Origin of the sequence: Spirosoma liriopis (assembly GCF_023196085.1) — a bacterium.
Taxonomy (GTDB): Bacteria; Bacteroidota; Bacteroidia; order Cytophagales; family Spirosomataceae; genus Spirosoma; species Spirosoma oryzicola.
The window spans coordinates 213,073-237,678 of record NZ_JALPRF010000004.1 but is presented as its reverse complement, the minus strand read 5'-3'; the positions used below and the strand labels follow the sequence as shown (position 1 = coordinate 237,678).

Annotated in this window: 19 protein-coding genes; 10 read left to right on the top strand and 9 right to left on the bottom strand. The window is 49.8% G+C overall.

Annotation, left to right across the window (positions count from 1 at the left end; all coding sequences use genetic code 11):
- Positions 1-7: 7 nt before the first annotated feature.
- From M0L20_RS23220 to M0L20_RS23210, 3 genes are all read right to left on the bottom strand, one after another.
- A complete protein-coding gene (locus tag M0L20_RS23220) occupies positions 8-1,396 on the bottom strand; it encodes a HAMP domain-containing sensor histidine kinase (protein WP_248479388.1) in 1,389 nt (462 codons plus the stop codon).
- 2 nt (positions 1,397-1,398) lie between these two features.
- On the bottom strand, positions 1,399-2,073 hold the full coding sequence (locus M0L20_RS23215) for a response regulator transcription factor (protein ID WP_248479386.1): 675 nt from the start codon (positions 2,071-2,073) through the stop codon (positions 1,399-1,401).
- Positions 2,074-2,343: 270 nt separating this feature from the next.
- Positions 2,344-4,056 carry a tetratricopeptide repeat protein gene (locus tag M0L20_RS23210; RefSeq protein ID WP_248479384.1) on the bottom strand — a complete coding sequence of 571 codons (1,713 nt, stop codon included), beginning with the start codon at positions 4,054-4,056 and terminating at the stop codon, positions 2,344-2,346.
- 878 nt (positions 4,057-4,934) lie between these two features.
- Here M0L20_RS23210 and M0L20_RS23205 point away from each other — a divergent pair.
- Positions 4,935-9,080, top strand: a complete 4,146-nt coding sequence (locus M0L20_RS23205; protein ID WP_248479382.1) for a hybrid sensor histidine kinase/response regulator transcription factor — start codon at positions 4,935-4,937, stop codon at positions 9,078-9,080.
- A gap of 165 nt (positions 9,081-9,245) precedes the next feature.
- Here M0L20_RS23205 and M0L20_RS23200 read toward each other — a convergent pair whose 3' ends face one another.
- Together M0L20_RS23200 and M0L20_RS23195 are read right to left on the bottom strand one after the other, a co-directional pair.
- A complete protein-coding gene (locus tag M0L20_RS23200) occupies positions 9,246-9,716 on the bottom strand; it encodes a hypothetical protein (protein ID WP_248479380.1) in 471 nt (156 codons plus the stop codon).
- A gap of 200 nt (positions 9,717-9,916) precedes the next feature.
- Positions 9,917-10,354 carry a hypothetical protein gene (locus tag M0L20_RS23195; RefSeq protein WP_248479378.1) on the bottom strand — a complete coding sequence of 146 codons (438 nt, stop codon included), beginning with the start codon at positions 10,352-10,354 and terminating at the stop codon, positions 9,917-9,919.
- A 383-nt stretch (positions 10,355-10,737) separates the two neighbouring features.
- Here M0L20_RS23195 and M0L20_RS23190 point away from each other — a divergent pair, with 383 nt between their 5' ends.
- Positions 10,738-11,496, top strand: coding sequence for an acetylxylan esterase (locus M0L20_RS23190; protein WP_248479376.1), 759 nt, complete (start codon positions 10,738-10,740; stop codon positions 11,494-11,496).
- A 40-nt stretch (positions 11,497-11,536) separates the two neighbouring features.
- Positions 11,537-12,979 (top strand): family 43 glycosylhydrolase, encoded by a 1,443-nt coding sequence (locus M0L20_RS23185; RefSeq protein ID WP_248479373.1) that lies wholly within the window; start codon positions 11,537-11,539, stop codon positions 12,977-12,979.
- A 182-nt stretch (positions 12,980-13,161) separates the two neighbouring features.
- Here M0L20_RS23185 and M0L20_RS23180 read toward each other — a convergent pair whose 3' ends face one another.
- Entirely contained in the window at positions 13,162-13,917 is a 756-nt protein-coding gene (locus tag M0L20_RS23180; RefSeq protein ID WP_248479371.1) for an SDR family oxidoreductase, read from the bottom strand.
- A gap of 90 nt (positions 13,918-14,007) precedes the next feature.
- On the opposite strand from M0L20_RS23180, the gene M0L20_RS23175 reads away from it, so the two are divergent.
- The 6 genes from M0L20_RS23175 to M0L20_RS23150 all read left to right on the top strand — a co-directional run bounded on the left by M0L20_RS23175 (position 14,008) and on the right by M0L20_RS23150 (position 21,265).
- Positions 14,008-14,364: a winged helix-turn-helix transcriptional regulator gene (locus M0L20_RS23175; protein WP_232562928.1), complete on the top strand. Its 357-nt coding sequence runs from the start codon at positions 14,008-14,010 to the stop codon at positions 14,362-14,364.
- Between the two features lie 439 nt (positions 14,365-14,803).
- Positions 14,804-15,328: an RNA polymerase sigma-70 factor gene (locus M0L20_RS23170; RefSeq protein WP_248479369.1), complete on the top strand. Its 525-nt coding sequence runs from the start codon at positions 14,804-14,806 to the stop codon at positions 15,326-15,328.
- Positions 15,329-15,428: 100 nt separating this feature from the next.
- Positions 15,429-16,124 (top strand): hypothetical protein, encoded by a 696-nt coding sequence (locus M0L20_RS23165; protein ID WP_248479368.1) that lies wholly within the window; start codon positions 15,429-15,431, stop codon positions 16,122-16,124.
- 91 nt (positions 16,125-16,215) lie between these two features.
- Positions 16,216-18,642, top strand: coding sequence for a TonB-dependent receptor (locus tag M0L20_RS23160; RefSeq protein WP_248479367.1), 2,427 nt, complete (start codon positions 16,216-16,218; stop codon positions 18,640-18,642).
- A 19-nt stretch (positions 18,643-18,661) separates the two neighbouring features.
- The gene (locus M0L20_RS23155) at positions 18,662-19,885 is read left to right on the top strand and encodes a DUF4374 domain-containing protein (RefSeq protein WP_248479366.1); all 1,224 of its coding nucleotides are present in this window, start codon (positions 18,662-18,664) and stop codon (positions 19,883-19,885) included.
- A gap of 177 nt (positions 19,886-20,062) precedes the next feature.
- Positions 20,063-21,265 (top strand): PepSY-associated TM helix domain-containing protein, encoded by a 1,203-nt coding sequence (locus M0L20_RS23150; protein ID WP_248479365.1) that lies wholly within the window; start codon positions 20,063-20,065, stop codon positions 21,263-21,265.
- A 144-nt stretch (positions 21,266-21,409) separates the two neighbouring features.
- Here the strand turns inward: M0L20_RS23150 and M0L20_RS23145 are convergent, their stop codons facing one another.
- Positions 21,410-22,345 (bottom strand): helix-turn-helix domain-containing protein, encoded by a 936-nt coding sequence (locus M0L20_RS23145; protein WP_248479364.1) that lies wholly within the window; start codon positions 22,343-22,345, stop codon positions 21,410-21,412.
- 191 nt (positions 22,346-22,536) lie between these two features.
- Between M0L20_RS23145 and M0L20_RS23140 the strand changes: the two genes are divergently transcribed.
- The gene (locus M0L20_RS23140; protein ID WP_248479363.1) at positions 22,537-23,298 is read left to right on the top strand and encodes an SDR family oxidoreductase; all 762 of its coding nucleotides are present in this window, start codon (positions 22,537-22,539) and stop codon (positions 23,296-23,298) included.
- A gap of 224 nt (positions 23,299-23,522) precedes the next feature.
- Here M0L20_RS23140 and M0L20_RS23135 read toward each other — a convergent pair whose 3' ends face one another.
- Together M0L20_RS23135 and M0L20_RS23130 are read right to left on the bottom strand one after the other, a co-directional pair.
- On the bottom strand, positions 23,523-23,933 hold the full coding sequence (locus tag M0L20_RS23135; protein WP_248479362.1) for a DoxX family protein: 411 nt from the start codon (positions 23,931-23,933) through the stop codon (positions 23,523-23,525).
- A gap of 47 nt (positions 23,934-23,980) precedes the next feature.
- A complete protein-coding gene (locus M0L20_RS23130; protein WP_248479360.1) occupies positions 23,981-24,130 on the bottom strand; it encodes a hypothetical protein in 150 nt (49 codons plus the stop codon).
- Positions 24,131-24,606 lie beyond the last annotated feature (476 nt).

The window sequence follows — 24,606 nt, the reverse complement described above, 5'->3', positions numbered from 1 at the left end:
GAACGGGTCAAGCATTCTGTAAAGGCAGAGTAACCTCCGTGATGGTCCCGACTTCGGGCCTGGGGCGTAGCTGGAGCCGCCCCTGATGCAAGCTTATAATACGGTGTGCCAACGTCAATCCGATGCCAAAGCCACCGATGGATTGCACGTTCGAACCCCGTACTAGAGGCAGTAAAACCTGCTCTTCTTCACCCGGAGTAAGGCCAATACCCTGGTCTTCAATTCGGATGCGCGCGCGTTCTTCGGTATCCATTTCCAGACACATTGTAACGGGTTGACCATTTGAATACTTCACTGCGTTGTCCAGCAGATTTAATAAGGCCGTTCTAAGGAGGTGCGCATTGCCCAGAACCATAACAGGGGTGGGTTGTTCAAGAACTCCATCACTGAGCTGAACAGACAGCGATTGCCCTGCCCGTTGCTGACCGAGCGTATCGGCGGCATCGAGGACAATCTCAACCAGTTCGAGAGGCTGACGATCAAGCTGAGCATCAACGCCATCAATGCGAGCTAGTTGTAACAGCCCATTGGCCAAAGCCGTCAGCTTATCCAGTTCGGTAACGGCCTGGGTCATGCCCCGCTTAAGGTTTTCGGCATCGGTATCGTAGAGCAGCGACGTTTCCAGCCAGCCTTTGATGGTCGTCAGGGGGGTCCGAAGCTCGTGGGATGCTTGAGCGATAAATGAGCGTTGGTTCTCAACTAGCCGTTCCTGTCGGGTAAGTAAGTCGTTGAACGCCTGCGCCAGTACGCCTACCTCGTCGTGGACGTTGTCAGGCCGCAGTCGGAAGGGCAACGTACTGGCCGCCGGGGTGTTGATCTGATCAATCAGCTTGTTGAGGGGTTTAAGTGCCTGTCGGGAAAAAAAGTAACCCAGTAAACTAACCAGACTGATGGCCACGACATTGCCGACAACAAACAGGTCGCGCAGATTCTTTTGCCGTTGGTAGCCATCCTGATCGTAGGCGGTTGCAATAGCTACATACTCTCGTCCATCTGGCGAAGGCGAAACACCCGCATAGGTCAGCGCAACACCATCTTTGGGGTACATATGGTCGGAACTTTCGTACTGAAACCGAACAAGTCGCTCCCGCCGTACCTGTTGCCGAAAAGCGGAATCAGCGACGAAATCGTTGGTGGCTTGACTGGCGTAAATTAGACTGTCGGCGGGTGAATACACAAACTCAACCTGTTCGGGCATCGACGTAATAACGCTACCCGCTACCGATCCTCTGAGCGTTAGTAGCTGCTCCGTTACGCGTGCTTTCCGTTCCAGCCGATCTTCAATAGACCGCTGCCGGAAGCTGGCATAGGTGCTGTAGACATAGATCGAGAAAAGGAGCAGAATACTCGCTACCAGCGACGAAAACCACAGGATCAGCTTGTGTTTTATCTGCATCGTTAATTTCGTAACACGTAGCCCATGCCTATAACCGTATGCAAGAGTTTAGGGCTAAAATCCTTATCTATCTTTTTGCGTAGGTAATTAATGTAGACCTCAATCACATTGGTATTTGTGTCAAAGTGCAGATCCCACACTTTCTCGGCAATATCGACCCGGCTGACGGTCCGCCCCTGATTGATCATCAGGTATTCCAGAAGCGCATATTCACGGGCGGTCAATTCTATTCGTTGTCCAGCGCGCTTAACCGAGTGGGCTTCGGTATCCAATTCGAGATCGGCTACGCGTAGCACCGTTTTTAGTCCTGAAAAAGCGTGGTTTCGCCGAGCCAACGCTTTAATCCGTAGCATCAATTCGCGAAACTCGAAGGGCTTAACTAAATAATCGTCGGCTCCCGCGCCAAAGCCACTTTCTTTATCAGGTAAACTATCCAGCGCGGTCAATAACAGCACGGGTAGCCGGGGGGAGTTCTGCTTGATGTGCCGACAAAGCGTGAAGCCATTTACGTGAGGCAGGTTAACGTCCAGAACGATAACGTCGTAACTGTTATTGTCAGCCAAGTGCTGGCCCACCAAGCCATCGTAAGCCACATCAATTTCGTAACCTTCACTCTCAATACCTTTGCGAATGAACGAAGCCAGACTTACTTCGTCTTCAACCAGCAATACTTTCATACTTAAATAAAGAAGTGAGATACACCCGTATACTCCGTATAGATTGAACCAAGAAAGCTTCCAAACAACAATTCAAACGGATTGACAAACCACTTCTTTTCTCAAGTGAGAGCCGGCGAAGGAATACCGTGTTTTGCACGATAAAAACCGCTTTCTGCGGTAGCAGCTTCTCATCGTTTGCGTCGTTTTTCTAAGACACAAAATCGCTACCAGGAATCGGCACCCCGGTAGCGATTGTATATAAGATATAGTCAACTATGAAAAAAGGCTTTACTGATCAACCGTATCAGTTTCCGGAGCGGCAATCTTTGCCAGGTCCTTATTCTCCGGGAAGAACACCAGCCCTTTTTGAAGCCATTCATTTCGGGCATTAGCATCTTTAGTAACCAGTTCGTTATAGGAAATCAGGTACTTAAACGCCAGAATCAGATCTTTCTTGTAGCGATTTCTCTCCTCTTGTTTGTCGGCTACCATGTTGATAAATTCTTCAAAATATGGTTTTGCCTTACCATTCCGAACGGCTTCTTCCGGTGCGTAAGCATAGTAGTTCGCTTTGGCCCGGTACAACACAGTAGGTGCATACTCAGGTGAGGCTTTCTGCGCCAAAGCTAGCGCCGAGTCGGCCAGCGCAAAGCGGGCCGTATCCCGAACGAGTTTGCCTGAGCTATCCCGCTGAAATCCGAGTGTATAATTGCTCATGCCGTAGCGGAACAAATCCTGTACGTCGGCTTTGAACCCATGCTTAGCGGCTGAATCGAGTGCCGCAACGGCCTGCGGATGCTTCTTAGCCCGGTAATAATACTTGGCAATGTCGCTGTACAGATTCTCCGTTGTATCGAAGGGAGCGGCTTTGGCCAAGTTCATTATGCCCAGCGAATCATTGATTACTTTGAGCGAATCACTACCCGGATTTTCAATGCCTAAGTACGCATTGCCCAAATATTTGTAATCGTCAGGCATGGCTTTATCCGGTGCTTTTTCCAGAAACGTATTTATGTTCTGGATTGCTTTCTGTGGTTGCTTAAGCGACGAATACGCCCAACCTTCAATGCGATACACGATTGGGTTCTGCGCCAGTGCCGTGCGGTTGCTGTCAATCAGGTTGACAGTACGTTGGTAATCTTTTGCCAGAAAGTGAAACTGCGCCTGTCGTAAGAGCGTTTCCTGTCGCTTGTCTTTCGATACGTTTACATACTGATCGATGTAGCTGGCTGCTTCTTTATAGCGGTTTACCAGGAAGTACAATTCCGCTAGTTGGTTGTAGGCGGGGGAATAGCTCGGATTAGCGTCGATGGCTTTTCGGTAGTTTTCGACGGCTAGATTCAGGTTTCTACCCTGCCAGTAGATGTCACCAATACGTTGGTATACGCGCGACGCATTCATGCCCAATTCAAGAGCACTTTCGTAACGCGACACAGCGGTTCCCGCATCCCGATTCAGATAATACGCATCGCCCAGCGCTAGTTGAATAGATGCATTTTTTTTGTCGCGATCAGCAGCTCGGTTCAGGAAATCGATGGCTTTGGCAGCATCCACGACTTTTGGATAAACAGGCTTGATTGAGCCGTTACCCGGAGACAGATAACCGGTAAAGGCTTCACCGATTCGGAAAAGAATCTCGGCGTTTTTGCCTTTGCTCTTACTGACAACTTCTTCAAGCTTAGGGCCTGCATTAGCCAGATCATTTTTGACCAGGTACGTAATGGCCGTCCCCGTCTGATTCAACGGAACGCGCTTTTCGTCCAGCGAGAGTCCTTTCTCAAACCAAACGCGGGCCGAGTCAGGCTGGCCCGCGCGCAGGTAGCCATAACCAGCGTCGAAGTTGGTTTGCATGGAAGGGTTTTGCTGAGCATTTCGGCTAAGAAGCGTTTTTGCTTCGTCGAACTGACCCAGATTCATCAGCGTATTAGCATCGGGTGTTGGCGTCTGCGCTAACGTAGTAACAGCCAATCCCGAAAGGAACAAAGTTATGTACGTCTTCATGGTAAGTTGGGTTTATGCTCCTCTCTACCGCACCAGGCTGTGTGAGGAGTTTCTGCAAACTACCGCTTAGACTTAAGAGAAAGCTTAAAGACTACTTAGAATTGGCTTAGAAGTAAGCTATATGTTTGACAGGATTAACAGGATTTTAAAGATTTATTTTGTAAAATATCCAGTTCAGCGAATCCTGGAAATCCTTTTAATCCTGTCAAAGAAGGATCTATCCTAGCCTTGTCTGGCCTGTGTCAAACAAGCTTCTTAAACGTGTAAACTTTCACTGTAGCGGCCTCCTTATTTCTCGGTCGTAAGAATGGTTTGACCGGCTGGATACAGGATCTCCGCGTTGTCTTCGGCAGTAATAAAAACGGCCTCGGGTTTTACTACTGCCGTCGCCTTTAAGGTTGCCGAGAGGTCTTTGCCGGACTTAGCTGACCTAGTTTTTTTGATCAGCCAGATAAGTCAGCTACGATTAGGTGTTTGGGTATGCACGAAACGAGCGGGTAAGCAAAGGCGCAATAGGCTTGAGATTGATCAGAGTAAAAAGGGGAACTCCTATACATTGGATGATTGCTCAAAGCTAGAATTCAGACAATAGAAATATGATCATGTTTTAGTCAAAAATGTGCATATTTCGCCCAACGAGTTGAATCTTTGCCGACTCGTATCAGATAGAAACAAAATAATAATACTTTACTACTACAAATCGGGGTATTCAAGACGAGCGATTCCATGAGATGCTCATTCGGTTTGACTCGATCACCGTGCTGTCCTATCTGGCTTAGCCATTTGCTATCAGCGGAGAAAAGCCTGATTCATTTATGCAGGCAAAAGGGAGGGTAGGAAAGCAACTTAATCTCATACTTGAAGTACATAGTAAACGAATGGCCTACCTTACGTTGCCAACCTATCAACAGCATCAAATAGTAAAGCATATCCATTGGCTATTAATTAGCTTGATCAATACCTTGCTGCTTGGCTGCTGCTCATTGGCCGGAGGGCAGCATTTCGGAGCGTTTGTTCAACGCTATGGCCCCGAGCAGGGTCTGGCTCATCGTGAAGTGAACGCTATCCTTCAGGATCGCCAAGATTTTATGTGGTTTGGTACCCGGTTTGGGCTTAACCGCTTCGACGGGACTACGTTTACGACTTATACCCGGGGAAAAAACGGGCTTGGTTTTGACGATATTCAATCCATCGCTCAGGACGCCGACGGACTGTTGTGGCTCTTAGGTCCTGAGGGTAAATCGGCCATTACCATTTTTAATCCCCTGACAGGCGTAGCGACCTCCTTCGAGAAACGCTTCAACCAGACCCGACGCAATCATCCCCCGGTATTGCCGCAGATACGGCTCCTGAATAGCCCTGACGGAACAATCTTTTTCATCGATTATCAGCCCGCCAAATTAAATGTCTACCATCCAAAGTCGGGTTTAAAGACTGTGCCGTTACCCCGGTACAAAACCCTGATGCTGGCGGCTGTTACCACCCGAAATACCGTTTGGGCGATTGCCAACAGGAGCCAATTAGTGGAACTAACACCGGACGGACGCGTGCTGCATGCATACGTCCACTCTGGACCAATTCATACCTGTTTAGGTCAGCGCCATGCTGGTACCGAATTCTTTTACTGGGTTGAAGAAGACGAAAAGTATCCGTACAAAGGACAACTGTACAAAATCGATGAATCGGGGCGTCGGCAGGAGCGATCCCGTACTATTCTCCAACCGAATAAATTGCAACAACGTGTTGCTTACGCCTTTGATCAAAGCGGACGGATTTGGAATGGGTACCAGTTGCATGATTCGGCCGACCGGATTGCCCTCGATGTCAGTGATCAACTAGCCAGTGGTCTTCTTGATGACCGAAGTTTTTTTCGCGACCGAAACGGAAGTTTTTGGTTAGGAACCAGCTTTGGCCTCTACCAGATGCGGCTCAACCAGCACTATTTCGAGCGTTTGTTCTACCAGTCCGGTACCGGAAAACAACCCGCCGTTCGGGGCATTACCGCCGTGGGCGACACGCTCTACACGAATCTGGAGAACGGCATAGGTTTATTTGCCAGCAACCGTTCGGGGGCATCGGCCCACCTACTGCTGGATAGGCCCCGGTCGCTGGTTAGTTTGAGCGGAAACTTGGATGGTAAACTTTATTTGTGCGAGGGCTACACGCTGATCGCCTACGATTACCGAACCACGAAACGCACTGTGACCTCTATACCCGGTCCGGGAACCATCTGGACCATTCACCCCTTTTCGAACAATCCCCGCCGGTTGCTGGCCGGTGGCGAACCCGGTTTGTGGGTGGTTGACCCGACCACAAACCAGGTTACTGCCTTCCGGGATTACAATCAGTTTCCTGAATTAGCGCAGGCCTATGTACTCCACATCAATACCGATCGGCAAGGCACCCTTTGGCTGTGTGCTAGCACAGGGCTCTACACGGTCGATCCCCGAAAGGGCGTTACGGCCCGCTACTGGAGTGGGGGCAAAGGCTCTTTTAAATTACCCGCCGACAGCTATCAGCATTTTTACCAGGACCCACGCGGGCTTTTCTGGCTGGCAACGGCCAATGCCGGATTGGTTCGCTGGGATCGCTCCCAAAGCCGCTATCGCCAATTCAGACGGGCCGATGGCCTGAACAACGATAACATTTACGCGGTGTATGCCGACCGGCGAGGCCATCTTTGGCTTAGTAGCGACAACGGTATCATGCAGTTCGATCCGGTTCGGCTCACTACCCGTACTTACACAGAGCAGGAAGGCATCACCCACAACGAATTTAACCGCATTGCCCATTATCAGGATGCGCAGGGACGGCTTTACTTCGGGGGACTCAACGGGGTGACTGCCTTCGATCCCCGTGATTTTGACGCCGAGCCCGCCCTACCCGCCTTACCCTTGCGTCTGGTCTCCTTTCGTCAGTTCGATGCCAGTCGCAACACGCTGGTCGACAAAACCGAAGAACTCATCAAAACCAGGCAAATCACGCTGCAACCCAATGACCGGAGCAGTATTCTTCACTTTGCACTGCTTAATTACACCGACGCTCAGAAAAACAAGTATGCCTACCAGTTTAGCGGGTTAGCTGATACCTGGCACTACCAGGCCGAACCCTACCTGCGGCTGGGTAATCTGCCCTACGGCGACTACAAATTGCTGATAAAGGGGCAGGCCGCCGACGGTCGGATGTCGGCGGTCCCGCTGTCTTTTAAGGTACGCGTACTGCGGCCATTTTACTTGCGCGGCTGGTTTCTCTTTTCGATGGCGTTTCTAATGCTGGGTGGTGTTTGGGGATGGGGACGGTGGCGGAACAGGCAATACCACAAAGCACAGATTAGGCTTCAAACCCGAATTGATGAGGCTACCCGAACTATTGCCCGGCAGGCTCAGGATCTAAAGCAGCTCGACGAAGCCAAATCCCATTTTTTCGCCAACATTTCTCACGAGTTCCGTACCCCCCTAACGATCATCCTGGGCATGGCCGACAGACTTCACCAGCAGGCAGATCCTCAGTTGAAGCAATCGGCCAGCATGATTGAGCGTAACGGCCAAAGTCTGTTGAGGCTGGTCAACCAAATTCTGGATCTGACAAAATTGGAAGCCGGGGCCATGTCGTTGCAACCCGTCCGGGCCGATCTGGTTGGCTTCATCCAGTACGTCGCCGAGTCGTTCCAGGCCATGGCCACTACAAAAAGCATTCAGCTGCATTTTCAGGCCGACCAGTCCGAACTTGATACCGACTTTGATAGGGATAAACTAGGCGATATCCTGTCCAATTTATTCACCAACGCCCTTAAATTTACTCCCGCCGGTGGACTCGTTTCCTGTACATTGGCCATCTATCCGATATATCCTTCCCTGACAAACGATTACTACGAAGCCGTCGTACCGACACAGCCCGGCGAAGGGCCCTGGATTTCAATTCATGTTCGCAATACTGGTCCCGGTATCAGCGCGCAGGACCTCCCGCACATTTTCGACCGGTTCTACCAGCGATCCGCACCGATGAATCCGACGCAGCCAGTTTCCGGAACGGGTATTGGACTCTCGCTGGTGCGGGAATTATTGGTACTCATGAACGGCGGACTAGCCGTGCGAAGCCAGCCTGGCGAGGGAGCTGAGTTTGCTATCCGGTTACGCCAGATCCGACAGAATACAGTGTCCCTGACGCTTAGTGCTGAGCCGATTGTCCCGTATCCGACCACGCCGGACAAAGTCGAACTTATAGCTGATGCTGGCGCGGACAAGCCGGTACTACTGCTGGTGGAAGATAATGACGATGTGGCCCGCTACATTGTTTCCTGTATCCAGACTGATTACCAAGTCCTTTGTGTTCCAAACGGGCAGGCAGGTATTGATCTGGCTCTTGAGAAAATACCTGACCTGATTATCAGCGATGTGATGATGCCGCTCAAGGACGGCTTCGAACTCTGCGGTACGCTGAAGAGTGACGAACGCACCAGCCACATTCCTATTGTACTGCTCACGGCCCGGGCTGCTACAGATGATCGACTTACAGGCTTACGGCGGGGGGGCGATGCGTATCTGGTTAAGCCATTCCAACGGGAAGAGTTACTCTTGGTGCTGAGTAATTTGCTACAGAACCAACGGCGGTTACAGCGCTATTACAGTCAGCGGGCGCTGGGTGATTTGCAGCCCGGTTCAGTTTCGCTTGGAGAAACCGATGCGAAGGAAGATCAGTTTTTGACGAAACTGCGAAGAACTCTGGAAGATCATTTAGACAACGTAGCGCTTGATAACGACATGATCTGTCAGTTAATGGGCATGAGCCGGAACTCGTTGTATCGCAAGCTGATGGCGCTGACGGGTATGTCAACAACGCCTTACCTGAGGACCCTTCGTGTGCAAAAAGCCGAAGAATTACTGAAGTATTCCACGTTGAGCATTACCGAAGTAGCCTGTGTAGTGGGCTTTGGCAGCACCCGGCACTTTAGGCGAGTTTTTATGGAAGAAAAAGGGGTTTCTCCTACTGCTTTTAGAACTATGAAACAACCGATGGATAGCTAACCTATTTTGAATAAATTGGTCATAGCTCAAACTAGAATGGAACAAAGGGGGATACCTACAACTGTAGATATGGGCAATAGGCTGCTTCAGGAGTTCCCGAAATTTTGGGAAGGAATGAACGGAAAACATTTCCTATAATGCCGGAAAAGCAGTCAATGGAAAAGCCTAATTAAGTGCCCTGCGAACTGAAGGCAGCAATAGAAAGCTTAAAATGACTAGGCTCATCAACGCATCAACCACTTGATAAAGAGTACAAAAGCCAACCACCATTACCAATGCCATTGTCCATATAAACAGTAGCGTTGCTAAACCCATTGCAGCAGCCCAGGCCCAATGATCGCCACTATCACTCAAGAAGGATTCGGCCAAAGGCCACTTCAACCGTACTTGAATGGCATAGGCTAAAAAGAGAGGAGTAAAGCCAAAAAAGACAAAGACAAAGAGGCCAGGCAGGAAAAAATCGGTGGTCAACCAGGTGAACCGATTAGGCGAAACAGCCAGCCACTGCCCCGAAGGATCATTCATAAGATGCCATCCCCCCTGCATCCCACCCACTGAAAGAACCCCTAGTAGAGCAAGTAGCCCATATAATGATTGAGATCTTGTTGCCTTCCCTGACTCGTTGGTTCCGTCCATTACTGGTAAAAAGCTTGTTTGACCTAGTGAGTGGTATGAGTCAACTGACCAGCCGTCCTGATTGTTCACTAAATTTAGTGTCAAGCGAGTAAAGCCCAATTAATTCAGCGAATCAGCGTAACCATACCAGACGCCATCCGTTTCGGGTTAGTACGGCGATATTTACCTCATCACCGCATTAAGGTAATTTGCGAAATCATCTAGTGCCCAGACTGAACGTGATGGTTGCTTTCTTCGTTTTCCTGTTGCTGCTTGTAGTGCAATAGCGCATTGAGCTTGAGTAGTAAATCCCAATCGTTCAATCGGGTGGCTTGGTTGCTCACGATTTGAATTAGCTGCTCTAATTCCTGAACAGTCGGCAAGTAGCTGGCCTGAATCGTTCGTTGTTGACGGTACTCCTCCAGACACATTCGTTCGATATGCTGACGCTCAAACGTCAAACTGACCGAAGGACTTTCGTTTTCTTTTATGGTATCGGTTGCCCGAAAGAGGTTGATGCGAACGATAGTTGTTGTTGGTTGAATAAGTCCCAGGCGGAACAACTCATCATAAAAGCCATTCCAACTTGTGAATTGCGCGGGCAATTTCACTTGGTAGGTAAAGTTCTGACTTCCGTAATCAGGCTCTCGTTTATTCATTCAATGAAATGCTGCACTACCTGTTTATACCGCACAGGATTAAGCTTATCTCGTAAAACTTTTTGATTTATACCGGAAAACGCTACCAGACTGAATTTTTAGTAGGCGTATTCTACTGAGTATCTATGCTATAGACATCATTATGGATTGGGGGTTTAATGCACTAGCTCAGAATGTTGTCATTTAATCCTTGATGCGGCTCCTTCCCCGTAGTGATGAGGGTTAGACTAAACCTTCTGTCTTAAGTTGGGCATTTTAAAATTTCCGCCCGAAACGGCTTACCCGTCTGTGGTAGTACCCGACACATTTAGCGGATTCGTTGAGTAGGTTTGCCTAAACTACGCTTACTGTAGAAACACTGATTCTTACCGAGGCAATCTGCTATGAACGGAAGACGCAAACCCTTGTTGCCAGTTGTAACGTTTGTCATTTTATCAGGATTACAAACAGGTGGCCTTACCGCCTTTGCCCAAGGCCCAGGTCCGGGACAACGAATACCACTCCCTCCCATACCCATAAAAGAGGATACGACACATACCTTATCCAAACACTTCACAAGGGCCTCTGCCGCAAAAAAGTCACCTGATGCAAAAGGATTCATTCAACGTTGGCTCGTGCTGGAACCGGTAAAGAAAGATATCGTCAGGAATAATATTTTCACCGACAACTACCTGCGAACCACCTTTGCGACCGACAATTTTTCTGGCGATTACAACACGATTCCTCAAGATGGCGAAACGGTAAAAGTGGGAAACCAGGAGTTGAAGTGGTATGCACTGGACAGCAAGACTTTCAACGTCAATTTATACCATTTTACCTACGCCATCAACAAGCCAAAATACGGCATACTTGTCTGGCTTGTGACGATCATCGATTGCCCCGAAGAAATCCAAAACGTCAGGATGGCTGCCGGATGCAATTCTGGCAGTATGTGGTGGTTGAATGGACAGGAAGCCTTAATGCTTTCCGGCGACCGGGATATGATTGCCGATAATGGTACCTCTGCTCGTTTAACGCTTAAAAAGGGGAAGAACATCGTCCGTGGGGCCGTCATAAATGGACCGGGTATGGCTAATTTCTGTGTTCGTTTTTTAGATGAAAAAGGATCGCCCGTCAAAAACCTCCGTATTGGTTACGAATAAGCGTTAGCCGTCTGTTTACGCTAATTAAGACAAATAATCTATGAAACGAATGAACGTATCCAGCCTGACAACTTTACTTATTTTATTGATAACACAAACTGTAATAGCCCAGATCGGTAGACCCTTCATTCATGATCCTTCGACCATCGCTGAATGTGACGGCAAGTACTATACATTTGGCACAGGCGGTGGCGGATTAATTTCTGAAGATGGCTGGACATGGCACGGAGGTGGAGTGAGGCCCGGTGGCGGAGCGGCTCCCGACGTTATTAAAATCGGAGATCGGTATCTTGTCATCTATGGCGCAACTGGTGGTTCTCCCAGCCACAAGGGTGCAATTCTGACCATGTGGAATAAGACATTAGATCCAAAATCGCCCGATTTCAAGTATTCCGAACCAGTTGTCGTAGCTACCTCAGATGGCTACGAGGAAAACGACGCTATTGACCCCGGTGTCATGCTGGACTCTACCACCGGACGCCTTTGGTTAACCTACGGAACCTACTTTGGCTTCACCCGCCTGATCGAATTAGACCCTAAAACAGGAAAGCTCAAAGCTGGTAATAAACCTGTTGATGTAGCCATCGTCTGTGAAGCCAGCACGTTGGTCTATCGCGACGGCTGGTACTACCTGCTGGCTACGCATGGAAGTTGTTGCGATGGTGCCAACTCAACCTATAATGTGGTGGTAGGTCGATCCAAAAAAATAACAGGTCCTTACCTCGATAATGTAGGCAGAAGCATGCTAGAAGGGGGCGGCAAAATGGTGGTTGCTACCCGCGGAGGATTAATTGGTCCTGGGCATTTTGGGCACATCAGACTTGAGGACGGCGTTGAAAAAATGTCTATCCATTACGAAGCCGATTTAGAGCAAAGTGGTCGAAGCGTTTTGGGCATACTGCCGGTAGTTTGGAAAGATGGATGGCCAGTTGCTGGGGAAAAGTTTAAAGAAGGGACGTATGAAATTGAATCTATACGAAGAGGCTATGCGTTAGAGCTGGCCGTTGATTTTACAAGAATGGCTGTTGGACCACGAGGGTTTGGCCAGCCCAACAATGACCCCATTAAGCCCGTTCCGGCTCAGCAATTAGCCGATGTCGTAAAAGCCTGGCCAACCGGTACTGTTCCGCTACGAATAGGCGACTACATGTCCCGCCCCCATCAAAATTGGACAATTACGGATGCTCCTGATACCACCGGCTATTTAGGTGGTCCCTATTACAAAATTGTCTTGGCCGGAACAGATCGGGCCCTGGCTGCCACTACCGAAGCAGAGGTTGTAACCGTGCCCGCGTTTACTGGCGCACCCGAACAGTTATGGCGCATCGATCAGTTGACGGATGGTAGCTACAGAATAATGCCCAAGGTAGTACCGAACTCAGGAAAGAAATTAGCGCTGGTATCTTCGGGAGATAGCACACCAACACTGGCAGAATTTGATTTCAGCAGCGATAACTCCAAATGGAATTTCAGGACTCCTTAGGCGTACTCTTTACACCTGTTGATGCTGTGAGAATCATTTTTCTTTGTCCTTTATCCATAGTAACGCTTATAGCGAGGTATTTAAACAAAAAAACCTGCTCACAAATGAGCAGGTTTTTGTTCAACCAAACACGTTCGTCAAAAAGGCAGAATCCCTGATTTGAACCGATTAAATGGTGCGCTCTATTTGGTAGCATAGGTCAGATAACCACCATCGGCAAGCAGTTCGGTGCCGGTAATGAAGCTGGCGTCATCACTGGCTAGGAACAGTACCGTTTTGGCAATTTCCTCCGGTCTGCCCATACGTTGCAGAGCCGTAACCGATGAAAAAGCTTCTTTGGGCATGCCAAGGGTAGCCTTGTCAAAACCGGGGGTTTCTACCGGACCGGGGCTAAGCAGATTCACCCGTATCTTTCGGTCAGCCAGTTCGTTGGCGGCTATCTGGGCTATTTTGTTCACCGCACCTTTGGTCGCCGAGTATATACTAGCTCCCGAATTGGCAGCGGTAGCAACCGTCGAAGAGGTGAAAATAACCGACGCTCCTTCTTTCAGGTGTGGAATCATCTTCTGCAAGGTAAAGTAATACCCTTTTACATTCGTATTGAATTGGGCATCAAAGTCAGTCTCTGTAGCGGATGCTATGGGAGCAAACACAGCGATACCAGCGTTCAAAAAAAGAACATCTACCTTATCCCCACTTTCGGCAACGGCCTTTTCCAAAACCGCAATCCCTGCTACATTAGCCGTATCCGAAACGATTGTATGTAGATTGGGATTATCAATGGTTGCTGCTGCTGTTTCTAGATTTTCGGCACTTCGGCTAGTGATCCAAACTTTAGCCCCTGCGTCGATAAATGCTTTGGCGGTGGCAAAGCCAATTCCCGTACTTCCGCCGGTGATCACTACATTTTTGTTTGTGAAATCCATTTTTGCGTTCATTTTTCTTCGGGACAAATGTAGTTTAGCGAGGTTGCTTTTCGTAACTTTGTAACTAAAAGTAACAGTAACTTTTGCGTAACAAGGTAACTTATGACAGACAGTCACTGTGCAGTTAGCACGACGAAGAAAAAGCAAATCATGGCCGTTCACGATGCGATGGATGTACTGAACGGGAAATGGAAAATTTCAATTATCTCGTCCATCTGTTACAACAATCAGCGACGATTTTCCGACATCTTGCATGATATACAGGGTATTTCAAACAAAATGTTGAGCAAAGAATTGAAGGAACTGGAAACTAACAAACTGGTGAAACGCACTGTGTTGGATACGCAGCCAGTAACGGTTCTGTATCAACTTACGGCCTACGGAAAAACACTACAAACCGTCATTGACAAGCTGGCCGAGTGGGGTACTGAGCATCGAAAAGTAATAATTGGAAAATAGTCGTTTTGCTTTATTGAATCCTTTCTACACATCCCCATATGTGTTAGCTAAGAGGGTAAAAATGAGCGGCTGTGAATTATCGGTAAAAACGTTGACATACAGCGCTATAATTACTTTTAATAAGAAGGATCGTACCCATTCTATAAACTATTTCACCGTCCGTTTTGCCAGCACAGTGTGAACCAATAATTTATTTTGATCTATCCGTCGGTACGCTGAAACGATTGTTCGACCGTAAGCAAATAGTGTTGAAAGACTTTTTATCGACTGCATAAACCTTGGCGATCTTATGAAATCTACTCGTAAAACCCCCAAGCCGTTTGTGAAAATGCAATAGGCCGGAGCTTATGGTAGGTCAGTTGAGTATATCTCGTGTAAACTATTATTTGGACTACTTCTAAATAATGATGTACCTTTGCGTCGACCAGCCGTACCTTCTTTGTCTGTTTCTTCGTCATATACACTCAACTCGTCCGTTTTCGCCCAGGTCTACGACCGCTATTGGAAGCGGATGTACAATCTGGCGTTTCACTATACGCAGGATAATGAGCTGGCGAAGGAAATAGTACAGACGGTGTTCGAATCGCTCTGGAAACGTTGGGAAACGTTCACTGTTGAAGAATGGCTCGAAGCCTATTTGCTCAAAGCGATCCGGCTTCAAGTGGCGGCTCATTATCGAAAACAGGCCGCCCGTCAACAGCACCTTGAACAAATAAGATTAACCGGTATACCGTCTGACCACACGACCGACAATCAAATTGTTTTTAGTGAATTAACGCAGCGCGTGACTCAGTTGGTCGAACAATTGCCGGGACAGCGTCGACGTGTGTTTGAACTAAGCCGGTGGCAGGGGCTGACTAACCGCGAAATTGCTGCTGAACTGACACTTGCCGAAAAAACGGTGGAAAATCACCTGACCCACGCCTTGCAATACCTTCGTAAGCGGCTGACCGACTATCTCTAATCCCGCCTTGTACAACACTTTTGCTGACAAGCAAAAAAAGTAGCCAATTGATTGGGGGTAAGGGACGACTTGCGCAATTAACGGATAGATCCAGCGATAAATGACAATCACGCCCGACTTACTGATGCGCTACTTCCAGGACACGGTCACGCCCGCTGAACGGCAGACCGTAGTCGATTGGCTGGCGCAGTCCGGTTCGGAAGAAGGTATCCCCGATGCCTGGGCTAACCCGGTCCACTGCCCACCTCAATCCGAGCAGGCGGTGCGGGACGAGATTTGGCGGGCCATTGACCGGTCGCAATCGAATACGCAGGAAAGATTTCTGGCGTGTCGGATAAACTGGCCCGCTACGTCAGGCCGTTTGGTGACCACATTGACGGCTGCCTGTCTGACGCTCTGGATGGGCTACGGCTGGCTGGGTGGACTAGTCCAGACTAGCGTAATCGATACGAGTCATCGGGCCACGGCGCAGACCCTACGGGTGAATCACCTGCGGCTGATCGTGCAGCCGGGCAGCCGCTGTACGGTAACGACCTCGCCATTCGATTTCAAAACGAACGTGCAGTTTCAGGGCGCAGTCGCCATAACGCCGGAACGGGACGACTATGACCCGGAGACGCTGACTGTCGAATGCACCGATTCACATAAAAAAGACGGATTGCGGCTATTGCCGGGGCAGACGTTCCTGGCAATGACTGATGATGTATACCAACTGATCACGGCGACCACCGACGAACTAAACGACGATATACCGCGCCCGTTCAGTGCCCGGCTGGTTAACCGGTTTCGCTTATAATAAAGAAGGGCCGCGTAGTTGACGCTACACGACCCCGGATTACCCCTGCTGGAAACAGGGCGCTTTTACCGTTTGGCAACAAGTAAACGCAATGCAAGTTAGACAATTCTTGCTGGTGGGGATGCTCTGTGCCCTATCTTATTTCGGATGGGCTCAATCAGCACTGACCGGCACTATTACCGGCACCGTCCGGGCGGCCTCTGGTGGGGTGCTTCCCGGCATTCACATCCGGCTCGATTCACTGAATAAAGCAACCGTCACGGAAGCTGATGGCGGGTTTCGGTTTTCGAATCTGACGCCGGGTACGTACGTGCTGACTGGATCGGGCGTCAGCTTCATAACGAATCGGCAGACGGTGTCGGTGCGGGCGGGCGAAACGAGTACCTGCGTGTTGATGCTGAACGAAGCCGTGCAGACGGTGGACGAAGTCGCCGTGACAGGGCAGGCCACGACACAGGACATTCGCAAGCGGGCGTTCGCTGTCGAAGCCATCGATGCGCTGCCGCTTCAAAACCGCAACGTCGATATGAACCGGCTACTCGACCGGACGATGGGCGTGCAGGTGCGCGAAACGGGCGGGATGGGGTCCGATTTTACCTATTCCATTCAGGGACTGTCGGGAAAAGCCGTCAAATTTTTCATCGACGGTGTGCCAATGGAAAGTTTCGGCAGTTCGTACCGTATCAATAACGTTCCCATCAATCTAGTCGATCGGATCGAGGTCTACAAAGGGGTTGTGCCGGTCGAACTGGCGGGTGACGCGCTGGGCGGAGCCGTGAATCTGATTACTCGGCGCGACGTGGCTAGCTACCTCGACGCTTCCTACAGCATCGGCTCGTTTGGCACGCACCGGGGGGCACTCAGCGGACGCTGGCGGCAGGCCAAAACGGGCTTTACCACCAACGCACACCTATTCTACAACGCTTCGAAAAACAACTATCCGGTCTGGGGTCGAACCATCGAAATTGCCGGGCCCGACGGACGACCTCTACCCGACGTGGGGCGACTCCGGCGCTTCAACGACGATTATCAATCAGCCAACGCCCGCCTGGAGGTGGGATTCACCAATGTGCGCTGGGCCGACCGCCTGTTGCTGGCCCTGACAGTGACCGATCTGGAACGTGGTATTCAGACGGGCCGAACAATGGCCTTTGTCTACGGTGAAGTACGGTACCGCGAGAGGCTGGTGATGCCGAGCCTGACGTTTGCCAAAAAAGATCTGTTTATCCGTGGGCTGAACGTTGATGCGTTTGCATCATTGAACAGCCTGCAAGGTACAACCGTCGATACCAGTTCGCGCAAGTACAACTGGCGGGGCGAGGTGATTGCCAGTAACGTGCGGGGGGAACTGGGCGGCATCCGGGCGCAGCGCTCGCTGTACACCTTCGACGACCGAACAGCGTTGGCCGGGGTTAACTTCGCTTATCAGCCAGCCGATGGGCACCGTTTTATCCTCAACGCACTCCACAACCAGACCCGCCGGACCGGTAGCGACGCGCTGGCCATCGCTGACTGGACAATACCGTTTCGGTTACCGCAGCAGCTCAGCAAGCAGATCATGGGATTGTCGTACGAACTGAATTTGCTCGACGCCCGCCTGACCAATACCGTTTTCGTCAAATACTACCGCTATGCCGCGCAGGCCAACGCATATGACTACAACGGGGGCGCACAGCGCGAACTGCTGATAAACCGGCAGCAGCAGGGCGTTTGGGGATTTGGTCTGGCGTCGACCTATCAGCTGCATCCCCGCACGCGGCTCAAACTGTCGGCTGAATCGGCCACGCGCCTACCCGATGCCTTAGAACTGCTGGGTGACGGCAACACGATCCTGAACGCACCCGGTCTGCAACCTGAACAGAGTATGAACGCCAATGCCAGTGTGCAGTACCGCCTGAGCCGGACTAATAGTAGCTGGAACATAGCCTCCGGTTTGTTTTTTCGCCATACCAACAACCTGATCTGGCTGGGCGAAGCCGACCTTTTTGGCACCGCCCGCTATGAAAACCTGAACCGCATTCAGACGCTGGGCGTAGAAACTGAAGTGCAGTACCGCTACCGAAACTGGCTGCGCCTAACCGCCAACGCGACCTACCAGGACATCCGCAATAAACTGCGCTACACCGCTGCCGGAGCCCCCAACCACGTCTTCAACGACCGACTGCGGAACACACCTTACCTGCTGGCCAATGCCGAGATCAGCCTGACCAAAGCCGACCTGTTCTGGAAAGGGGCTCTTGCATCATGCTACGTCGGTACTCACTATGTTCCCGAGTATTTTTTGGGCTGGCCGAGTTTGGGGGCAAAGGCTACCAAGCGGGTCATTCCGACCCAGTTCGTGCAGGACATCGGGGCGGAGTTTACAGCACCCAACCGGCGCTACGTGGTTGGCGTCGACTGCCGCAACCTGCTCGATCAGCAAGTATACGATAACTACCTGCTCCAGAAACCGGGGCGGTTCATTAGCCTTAAAGTGCGTTATTTTTTATCTCAATCCAGTTCGTCAAATGTCAAGTAGCCTATTTCCCGTATCCCGAATGAAGTCGCTCACCGCCCTTGCTTTGCTATCGGCAGGGCTGCTAAGTGGTATCATATCCTGTAAAAATGATTCCGAGAATACTGTACCGGCCGGTCCACAGCATTTTACCGTTGCCAGCTGGACTCAGGACCTGCAATACGTAGCGGCCACGTCCTCGCTGACGGAAGGTTCGCTGACGTTTAAAGGCAAAGGCCTGGAAGCCAATGGGTCACGTTACATCTGGCATAAAGAATACGTGTACCTGATGAACCTACCCGAAAAGCGGTTTGTACAGTACAAAATGGGGGTCGACGGGTCGTTGGTGCAGAACGCCTACATCCTGACCGACGGTGTCGTGCCTAACTATTTCCAGTCGATCAACGTCGTCGATGACAATACATTGCTGGTGCTGGGGGCTAACGATTCGGGCAATAACGGTTCTATTGGCTGGGCGCGGCTGAGTGTGCCTGATCTGAAAGTAGTTGCGAAAGGAACGTTGACGGTGCCTTATAATGCCGCAAAACCCGGCCTGGAGTTTTACCCCGGCAAAGGATATGTCGACAACGGTAAGTTTATCCTGGGCGGCTATTTCTACAACACGGCTACCCGTGCCTACGAAGTCGATGGCGTGAAAGCGCTGGTATACGATTACCCGGCCATGACGAACCTGAACGTAGCGCAGAGCAACGCGACGGCTGGCGGTATTGGCTACGATTACCTGTCGAGCCTGACCACCGACGAAGAGGGCAATCATTATTTCGTTGCCAGTGCGGGTAAATACTGGACCGGTTTAGGTGGTAAGTCGGGAGTATTGCGCATCAAAAAAGGTGCGACCGAGTTCGACAAAGACTATTTCTTCGACGTAACAAGCCAGGTGGGTCGGCAGGGTTGCCTGATGGGTATGAACTATGTGAGTAACGGCATCGCGTTTGGCACGGTACAGTACGAAGAGCTAATGACCTCTGTACGCGACCGACTGAAAAACGTGGGTCAAGTGGTGAAACTAGACCTGCGCAATCAGAAAGCGACACTGATGAATGTTCCCCTAAGCCCGGTGTCTATGGTGCGCTCTCCACTGGTATTCAACGGTAAATATTACACGGGTATCGCTCCGGTCGATCAGCCTGCGTTCATCTACGAGTTCGATCCGGCGGGTGATGCGAACGGGTTCAAAAAAGGCCTCAGCCTCGATGGGGGTGGTTCGGTGCAGGTGCAGCTCATTGCCCCGCACCCGACTAAATAATTAACGCGATTAATGGATTAATAATCAGTTAATTATTAATCCATTAATCGCCATTTTTTGTCATGCTGACGAAGGAAGCATCTTTGGCCGTAGCCTTTCGAAGATACTTCCTTCGTCAGCATGACAAAAACGCCAGTTTGAAATATTCTAGACTATTTGTGATTGAGTACTTACCCCATGAATACTGGTATTGAATCTCTCGAAGAAGTATCGACTCGGCGTCGAAAAAAGTCGTCCTTTCAAAAGGTGAATAACTGGCTTCATTTGTGGCTGGGACTTGCTTCGGGTATCATCGTATTTATTGTATGCATCACAGCGGCTGTTTGGGTGTTCAGTGAAGAAATCACCTACCTGACCGAGCCGTCGATTCGCGCCCAGATCCGCCAGGAGCCAGTGGTCGTTCCGTCTAAAGTGCTTGCCATCACGCAGCAGCATTATCCCGGAAAGTCCGCTTCTTATGCTTATTATCAACAGGGAACGGCTATCCGAGTAGGCGTAGGCACGGAACGCGACCCCGAACGGCACCTACTGTTTCTAAATCCTTATACCGGGCAGATTCAGGGTAGTAAAACCTACGGGCAAAACGAAAAAGAGTTCTTCGAATGGGTCCTGCTGGGGCACCAACATCTGTGGCTTCCGAAGGAAATTGGTCAGCCATTGGTCAACTATGGAACGCTGGTCTTTACCATCCTGCTGATTACTGGTCTGATCTGGTGGTATCCCGCCAAATGGACGCGCGCTTCCCGCCAAAAAAGCTTTACGATAAAGAGAAAGGCTGGCTGGAAGCGAATCAACCTCGATCTGCACAATGTGCTGGGCTTCTATGCGCTGCTGGTGCTGCTGGCGCTGGCCTTGTCGGGCATGGTCTTCGGGCTTCCGTTGTACAGTAAAGGATTGTATTGGATAACTTCCGGCGGGGAGACGGAACCCGAATGGAAGCGCGTTAGTTCGGACCCTTCTCAGCAGCACAAACAGTATACCTACAACCAGGCCATCGATGGGGCGTGGGCACGCATGATAACCGACTATCCTTCGGCAGGTGGTTTTTTTTACGCGTTCCCCGATTCCTCCCAGGCGAAGTCGACCATCAGCATACGAACCTACCCCGCCCCCGGCCGATTCTACGATGTAGCCCGACACACCTTCGATCGGCACACCTTACAGCGATTAGACTTTTATGCCGTCTTCGACAAAAGCTTTGACGAGTCATCAACCGGCGCGAAAGTACGCCGGATGAATTATGATATTCACATTGGCACGATACTGGGCATGCCCGGCAAGATTCTGGCGTTTTTAGGTTCACTTATTGGTGCTTCGCTACCCGTAACCGGATTTATGGTTTGGTGGAACCGAAAAGGATTTGGCAAAAAGAAACGGTAGCCAGACCGTTTCAGATGGTCAGCCGCAGTCGTAAGTCTGCCACAGAAAATTCTCATAATCTTCAAGTCATTTGAATCAGCCGCACATAAGAACTGAAGGTTGACTGAGCCGCTTAATTTTATGATATGCTTCTAATAGGCTTATTTAATTAAGGTCATAGCGCTGTATCTGATTGAGTGAGCGCCCGATAGTCCGACGATACTCATTGGGCGTAAGACTCGTGGTTTTTTTGAAGGTCCTAGTAAAATGCTGTGGGTACTTGAATCCAAGATCAAACGCAATTTCACTAATCGATTTGCGCATGTCCATCATTTTCTCTTTCGCCAGTTCCATCACTTTCCAGTGAATATAGTCCGTGGGTGTTTTCCCGGTTTCTTTTTTGATTAAGTCACCGAAATAATTGGCCGAAAGGTGGAACTGATCAGCACAGTAGCTAACCGAGGGTAGGCCAATAAGTTGTGGCTTCTCAGAGTGAAAATAGTTGATCAATAACGTCTCAAATTTTTCCAGAATATCGGTATTGACATCTTGCCGAGTAATAAACTGCCGGTCGTAAAACCGCGTACAATAGTTCAGTAACAGTTCGATATTGGCAGAAATGAGTGTTCGGCTATGTTTGTCGATACCCTGTTCAAGCTCATATTGAATTTTCTCGAAGCAATCCAAAACGATTTTTCGCTCTTTTTCGGACAAATGCAACGCTTCTTTGCTCTCGTACAAAAAGAAACTGTAGGTATCGATATGCTTACCCAGTGATGTCCCACGGATCAAGTCAGGATGGAACAGGAGGGCATAGCCTTGTGGTTTGTAGTCCTGATTGATATCCACATGAATGATTTGTCCAGGTGCCACAAAAACCAGTGTTCGATCCTGATAGTCGTATGTATGACGGCCATATCTCATGTCCCCGCAGTTCACCTCTTTTAGATAAACCGCATAGAACCCGAAATTCATCTTCGAGGCATAAACCGCAGGCGTCCTACCCGCAAAATCGATTACGCTGACCAGCGGATGTCGGTTCTCCTGCTGGTAAAAAGCATCATGCTCGCTGACCGTATCAATCCGTAAGATGGTATCCATATTCCTTGTCGATTTACCGCTGCGAATTTACCGGTAATTACAGCCCGTCCTTGTCGGCAAAACAGAATCCGTAAAAATGGTAGGTAAATCAGTAAACTGTATAAGCGTTGATTTTCAACCTTCTATGACCTTTGTGCCGGGATACGTTTTGGTATCATATCTTTAAAAGCCAAACGCAAGGCAATTGTATCATGGAAATAATGAAGGATAAAGTCGCGCTGGTAACGGGCGCAGCAGCAGGGATCGGGCTGGCAGCCGCCAGGGCGTTTGCCCAGGCAGGCGCATCAGTCGTATTGGCGGATTGGAATGAAAAAGAGGTCTATGCCGCAGCCGAGCAATTGGCGGCAGAAGGCTACACGACCCTGGCAGTGGTGTGTGATGTATCCGACGATCGAGCTGTGCAAGCCATGGTGGAAAAAACAGTGACTACGTTTGGACGACTGGATGCTGCTTACAACAATGCCGCGGTTCAGAATGCCCTTGCCGATGCAGCCGACCAGACCCGAGAGGACTTCGACCGGGTAACGGCCATCAATTTGAGGGGCGTTTGGAGTTGTATGAAGTACGAGTTACAGCAGATGCGTAAACAAGGCAGTGGTGCTATTGTGAATTGTTCATCGATCGGTGGCATTCTGGGCGGTGCCGGGCGCGGGACATACCATGCCGCCAAGCACGGCGTCATTGGCTTGACCAAAAGCGCGGCTCTGGAATACGCATCCCAGGGAATCCGGATTAATACCATCTGTCCAGGCATCATCCACACCCCTATGGTTGATAAAATGATAGAAGGCGGGCAGCAGGAGGTCTTGGATGCTATGATCAAAACGGTACCGGTGGGACGACTTGGGCGTGCGGAGGAAATTGCCAATGCGGTTATTTGGCTGTGTAGCGACGCAGCCAGTCTGGTCGTTGGCCATACGTTGGTCGTCGATGGCGGTTATAGTATCCAATAACTAAAAATTAAGGATATGCTGCGTCTGATCTACCCCATTTCTTGGATAGATCAGACGTTTCAAAGAAGAGCTGATTTGGCATAGGTAACTTCGTTTTGGGGAATATTACACTGGAATAATCATCGTAGCATAAAAGTCTTCGACGCGTGAACAATTGCTGTTTGCAGCTCTAATAAAAGCACCTATACCAACTCTGTCCCCAGGCAATTTCCCAAAGTGCCTATTTATGGTTTGAAGATGTATGCGTCCAGGCTATAGTCACCGGCTCCCAACAACAGGCTGGTGATGTAACCGACTAGCAACAGAAAGCCCGCCGAGCCGTCGCCCACGATATCTCCTCCATGGGCCATAAACACAATGACTAAGGCCGTGATGATTAGTGGAATTAGTATCAGGCGGGTCAGCAGACCCAGCATCAGCAACATCGAACAAAAAAACTCGGCCCCGATGGCTAGCGCCAGCGAAATGGTGCTTCCCAAACCGAACAGGTTGAGAAAGTCGGCCTGCTGCTCGTTGAAGTGCATCAGTTTTTCGTAGCCGTGGGGAATCATCGCGACGCCCAGTCCCAAACGTAACCACAGACAGGCACTATTCATCGTCCATAAGGTGTATCCCGGTTTCAAAAATTGCTTCATTATAAATTGTTTAGCGTAAATAATGGGTTGATTGGGAATAAATCGGATTACTTCGCCCAGGCATCGTCATTGGTTATTTTCCGGACCGGTTCGTCGTGATTATCACGTATTTGCCCAAACTGCCAGCTAAAGGTTAGCTTCACCGAGCGAGTAAAATACTGGTTGGCCGAATACGCCCGGAAGATGTCCGACTGCAAGTCGTTTTGCTGGGGGAAATTATGTCAAGCTATTTACGCCAGAACAGGTATACGTAACAGCGCTGACGATGAGCGAGTTGGAATAGCGCCTGCCCGCCGATGGGTTCATACGCATTCATAAATCCTACCTTGTTTCCCTGGACAAGTCAGGCGTCTGAGTGGCAACGAGGTATTCATCGGTGAGACCGCCCTACCCGTGGGGCTTACCTACCGCCGGGAATTAGTGGATCGACTACGGTAAAGAGAAACGCATCCTGGTGAAGATGTACAGCGGATCACGCACCTAAAAATAACTTTCTACATTGTGTTAGTAGAACGATTACCTACCACTTTCAGCTTAAATTTTCAATCTGACCATTTTATCGTTTTATATCTCCCTGCAAATGTATTAACAAGCATACCAGACCTTCTAAGGGACTTAACTGCTTTGACATCACTACCTAAAGCCACCTAAAAAGCAACTGTTACATTGTTGG

Coding starts and splice junctions, on each gene's coding strand:
- M0L20_RS23155 (WP_248479366.1), top strand. CDS start 18,662: ATGAAGTCGCTCACCGCCCTTGCTTTGCTATCGGCAGGGCTGCTAAGT.
- M0L20_RS23220 (WP_248479388.1), bottom strand. CDS start 1,396: ATGCAGATAAAACACAAGCTGATCCTGTGGTTTTCGTCGCTGGTAGCG.
- M0L20_RS23150 (WP_248479365.1), top strand. CDS start 20,063: ATGAATACTGGTATTGAATCTCTCGAAGAAGTATCGACTCGGCGTCGA.
- M0L20_RS23190 (WP_248479376.1), top strand. CDS start 10,738: ATGAACGGAAGACGCAAACCCTTGTTGCCAGTTGTAACGTTTGTCATT.
- M0L20_RS23165 (WP_248479368.1), top strand. CDS start 15,429: ATGACAATCACGCCCGACTTACTGATGCGCTACTTCCAGGACACGGTC.
- M0L20_RS23140 (WP_248479363.1), top strand. CDS start 22,537: ATGGAAATAATGAAGGATAAAGTCGCGCTGGTAACGGGCGCAGCAGCA.
- M0L20_RS23135 (WP_248479362.1), bottom strand. CDS start 23,933: ATGAAGCAATTTTTGAAACCGGGATACACCTTATGGACGATGAATAGT.
- M0L20_RS23180 (WP_248479371.1), bottom strand. CDS start 13,917: ATGAACGCAAAAATGGATTTCACAAACAAAAATGTAGTGATCACCGGC.
- M0L20_RS23160 (WP_248479367.1), top strand. CDS start 16,216: ATGCAAGTTAGACAATTCTTGCTGGTGGGGATGCTCTGTGCCCTATCT.
- M0L20_RS23205 (WP_248479382.1), top strand. CDS start 4,935: ATGGCCTACCTTACGTTGCCAACCTATCAACAGCATCAAATAGTAAAG.
- M0L20_RS23185 (WP_248479373.1), top strand. CDS start 11,537: ATGAAACGAATGAACGTATCCAGCCTGACAACTTTACTTATTTTATTG.
- M0L20_RS23195 (WP_248479378.1), bottom strand. CDS start 10,354: ATGAATAAACGAGAGCCTGATTACGGAAGTCAGAACTTTACCTACCAA.
- M0L20_RS23210 (WP_248479384.1), bottom strand. CDS start 4,056: ATGAAGACGTACATAACTTTGTTCCTTTCGGGATTGGCTGTTACTACG.
- M0L20_RS23145 (WP_248479364.1), bottom strand. CDS start 22,345: ATGGATACCATCTTACGGATTGATACGGTCAGCGAGCATGATGCTTTT.
- M0L20_RS23200 (WP_248479380.1), bottom strand. CDS start 9,716: ATGGACGGAACCAACGAGTCAGGGAAGGCAACAAGATCTCAATCATTA.
- M0L20_RS23175 (WP_232562928.1), top strand. CDS start 14,008: ATGACAGACAGTCACTGTGCAGTTAGCACGACGAAGAAAAAGCAAATC.
- M0L20_RS23215 (WP_248479386.1), bottom strand. CDS start 2,073: ATGAAAGTATTGCTGGTTGAAGACGAAGTAAGTCTGGCTTCGTTCATT.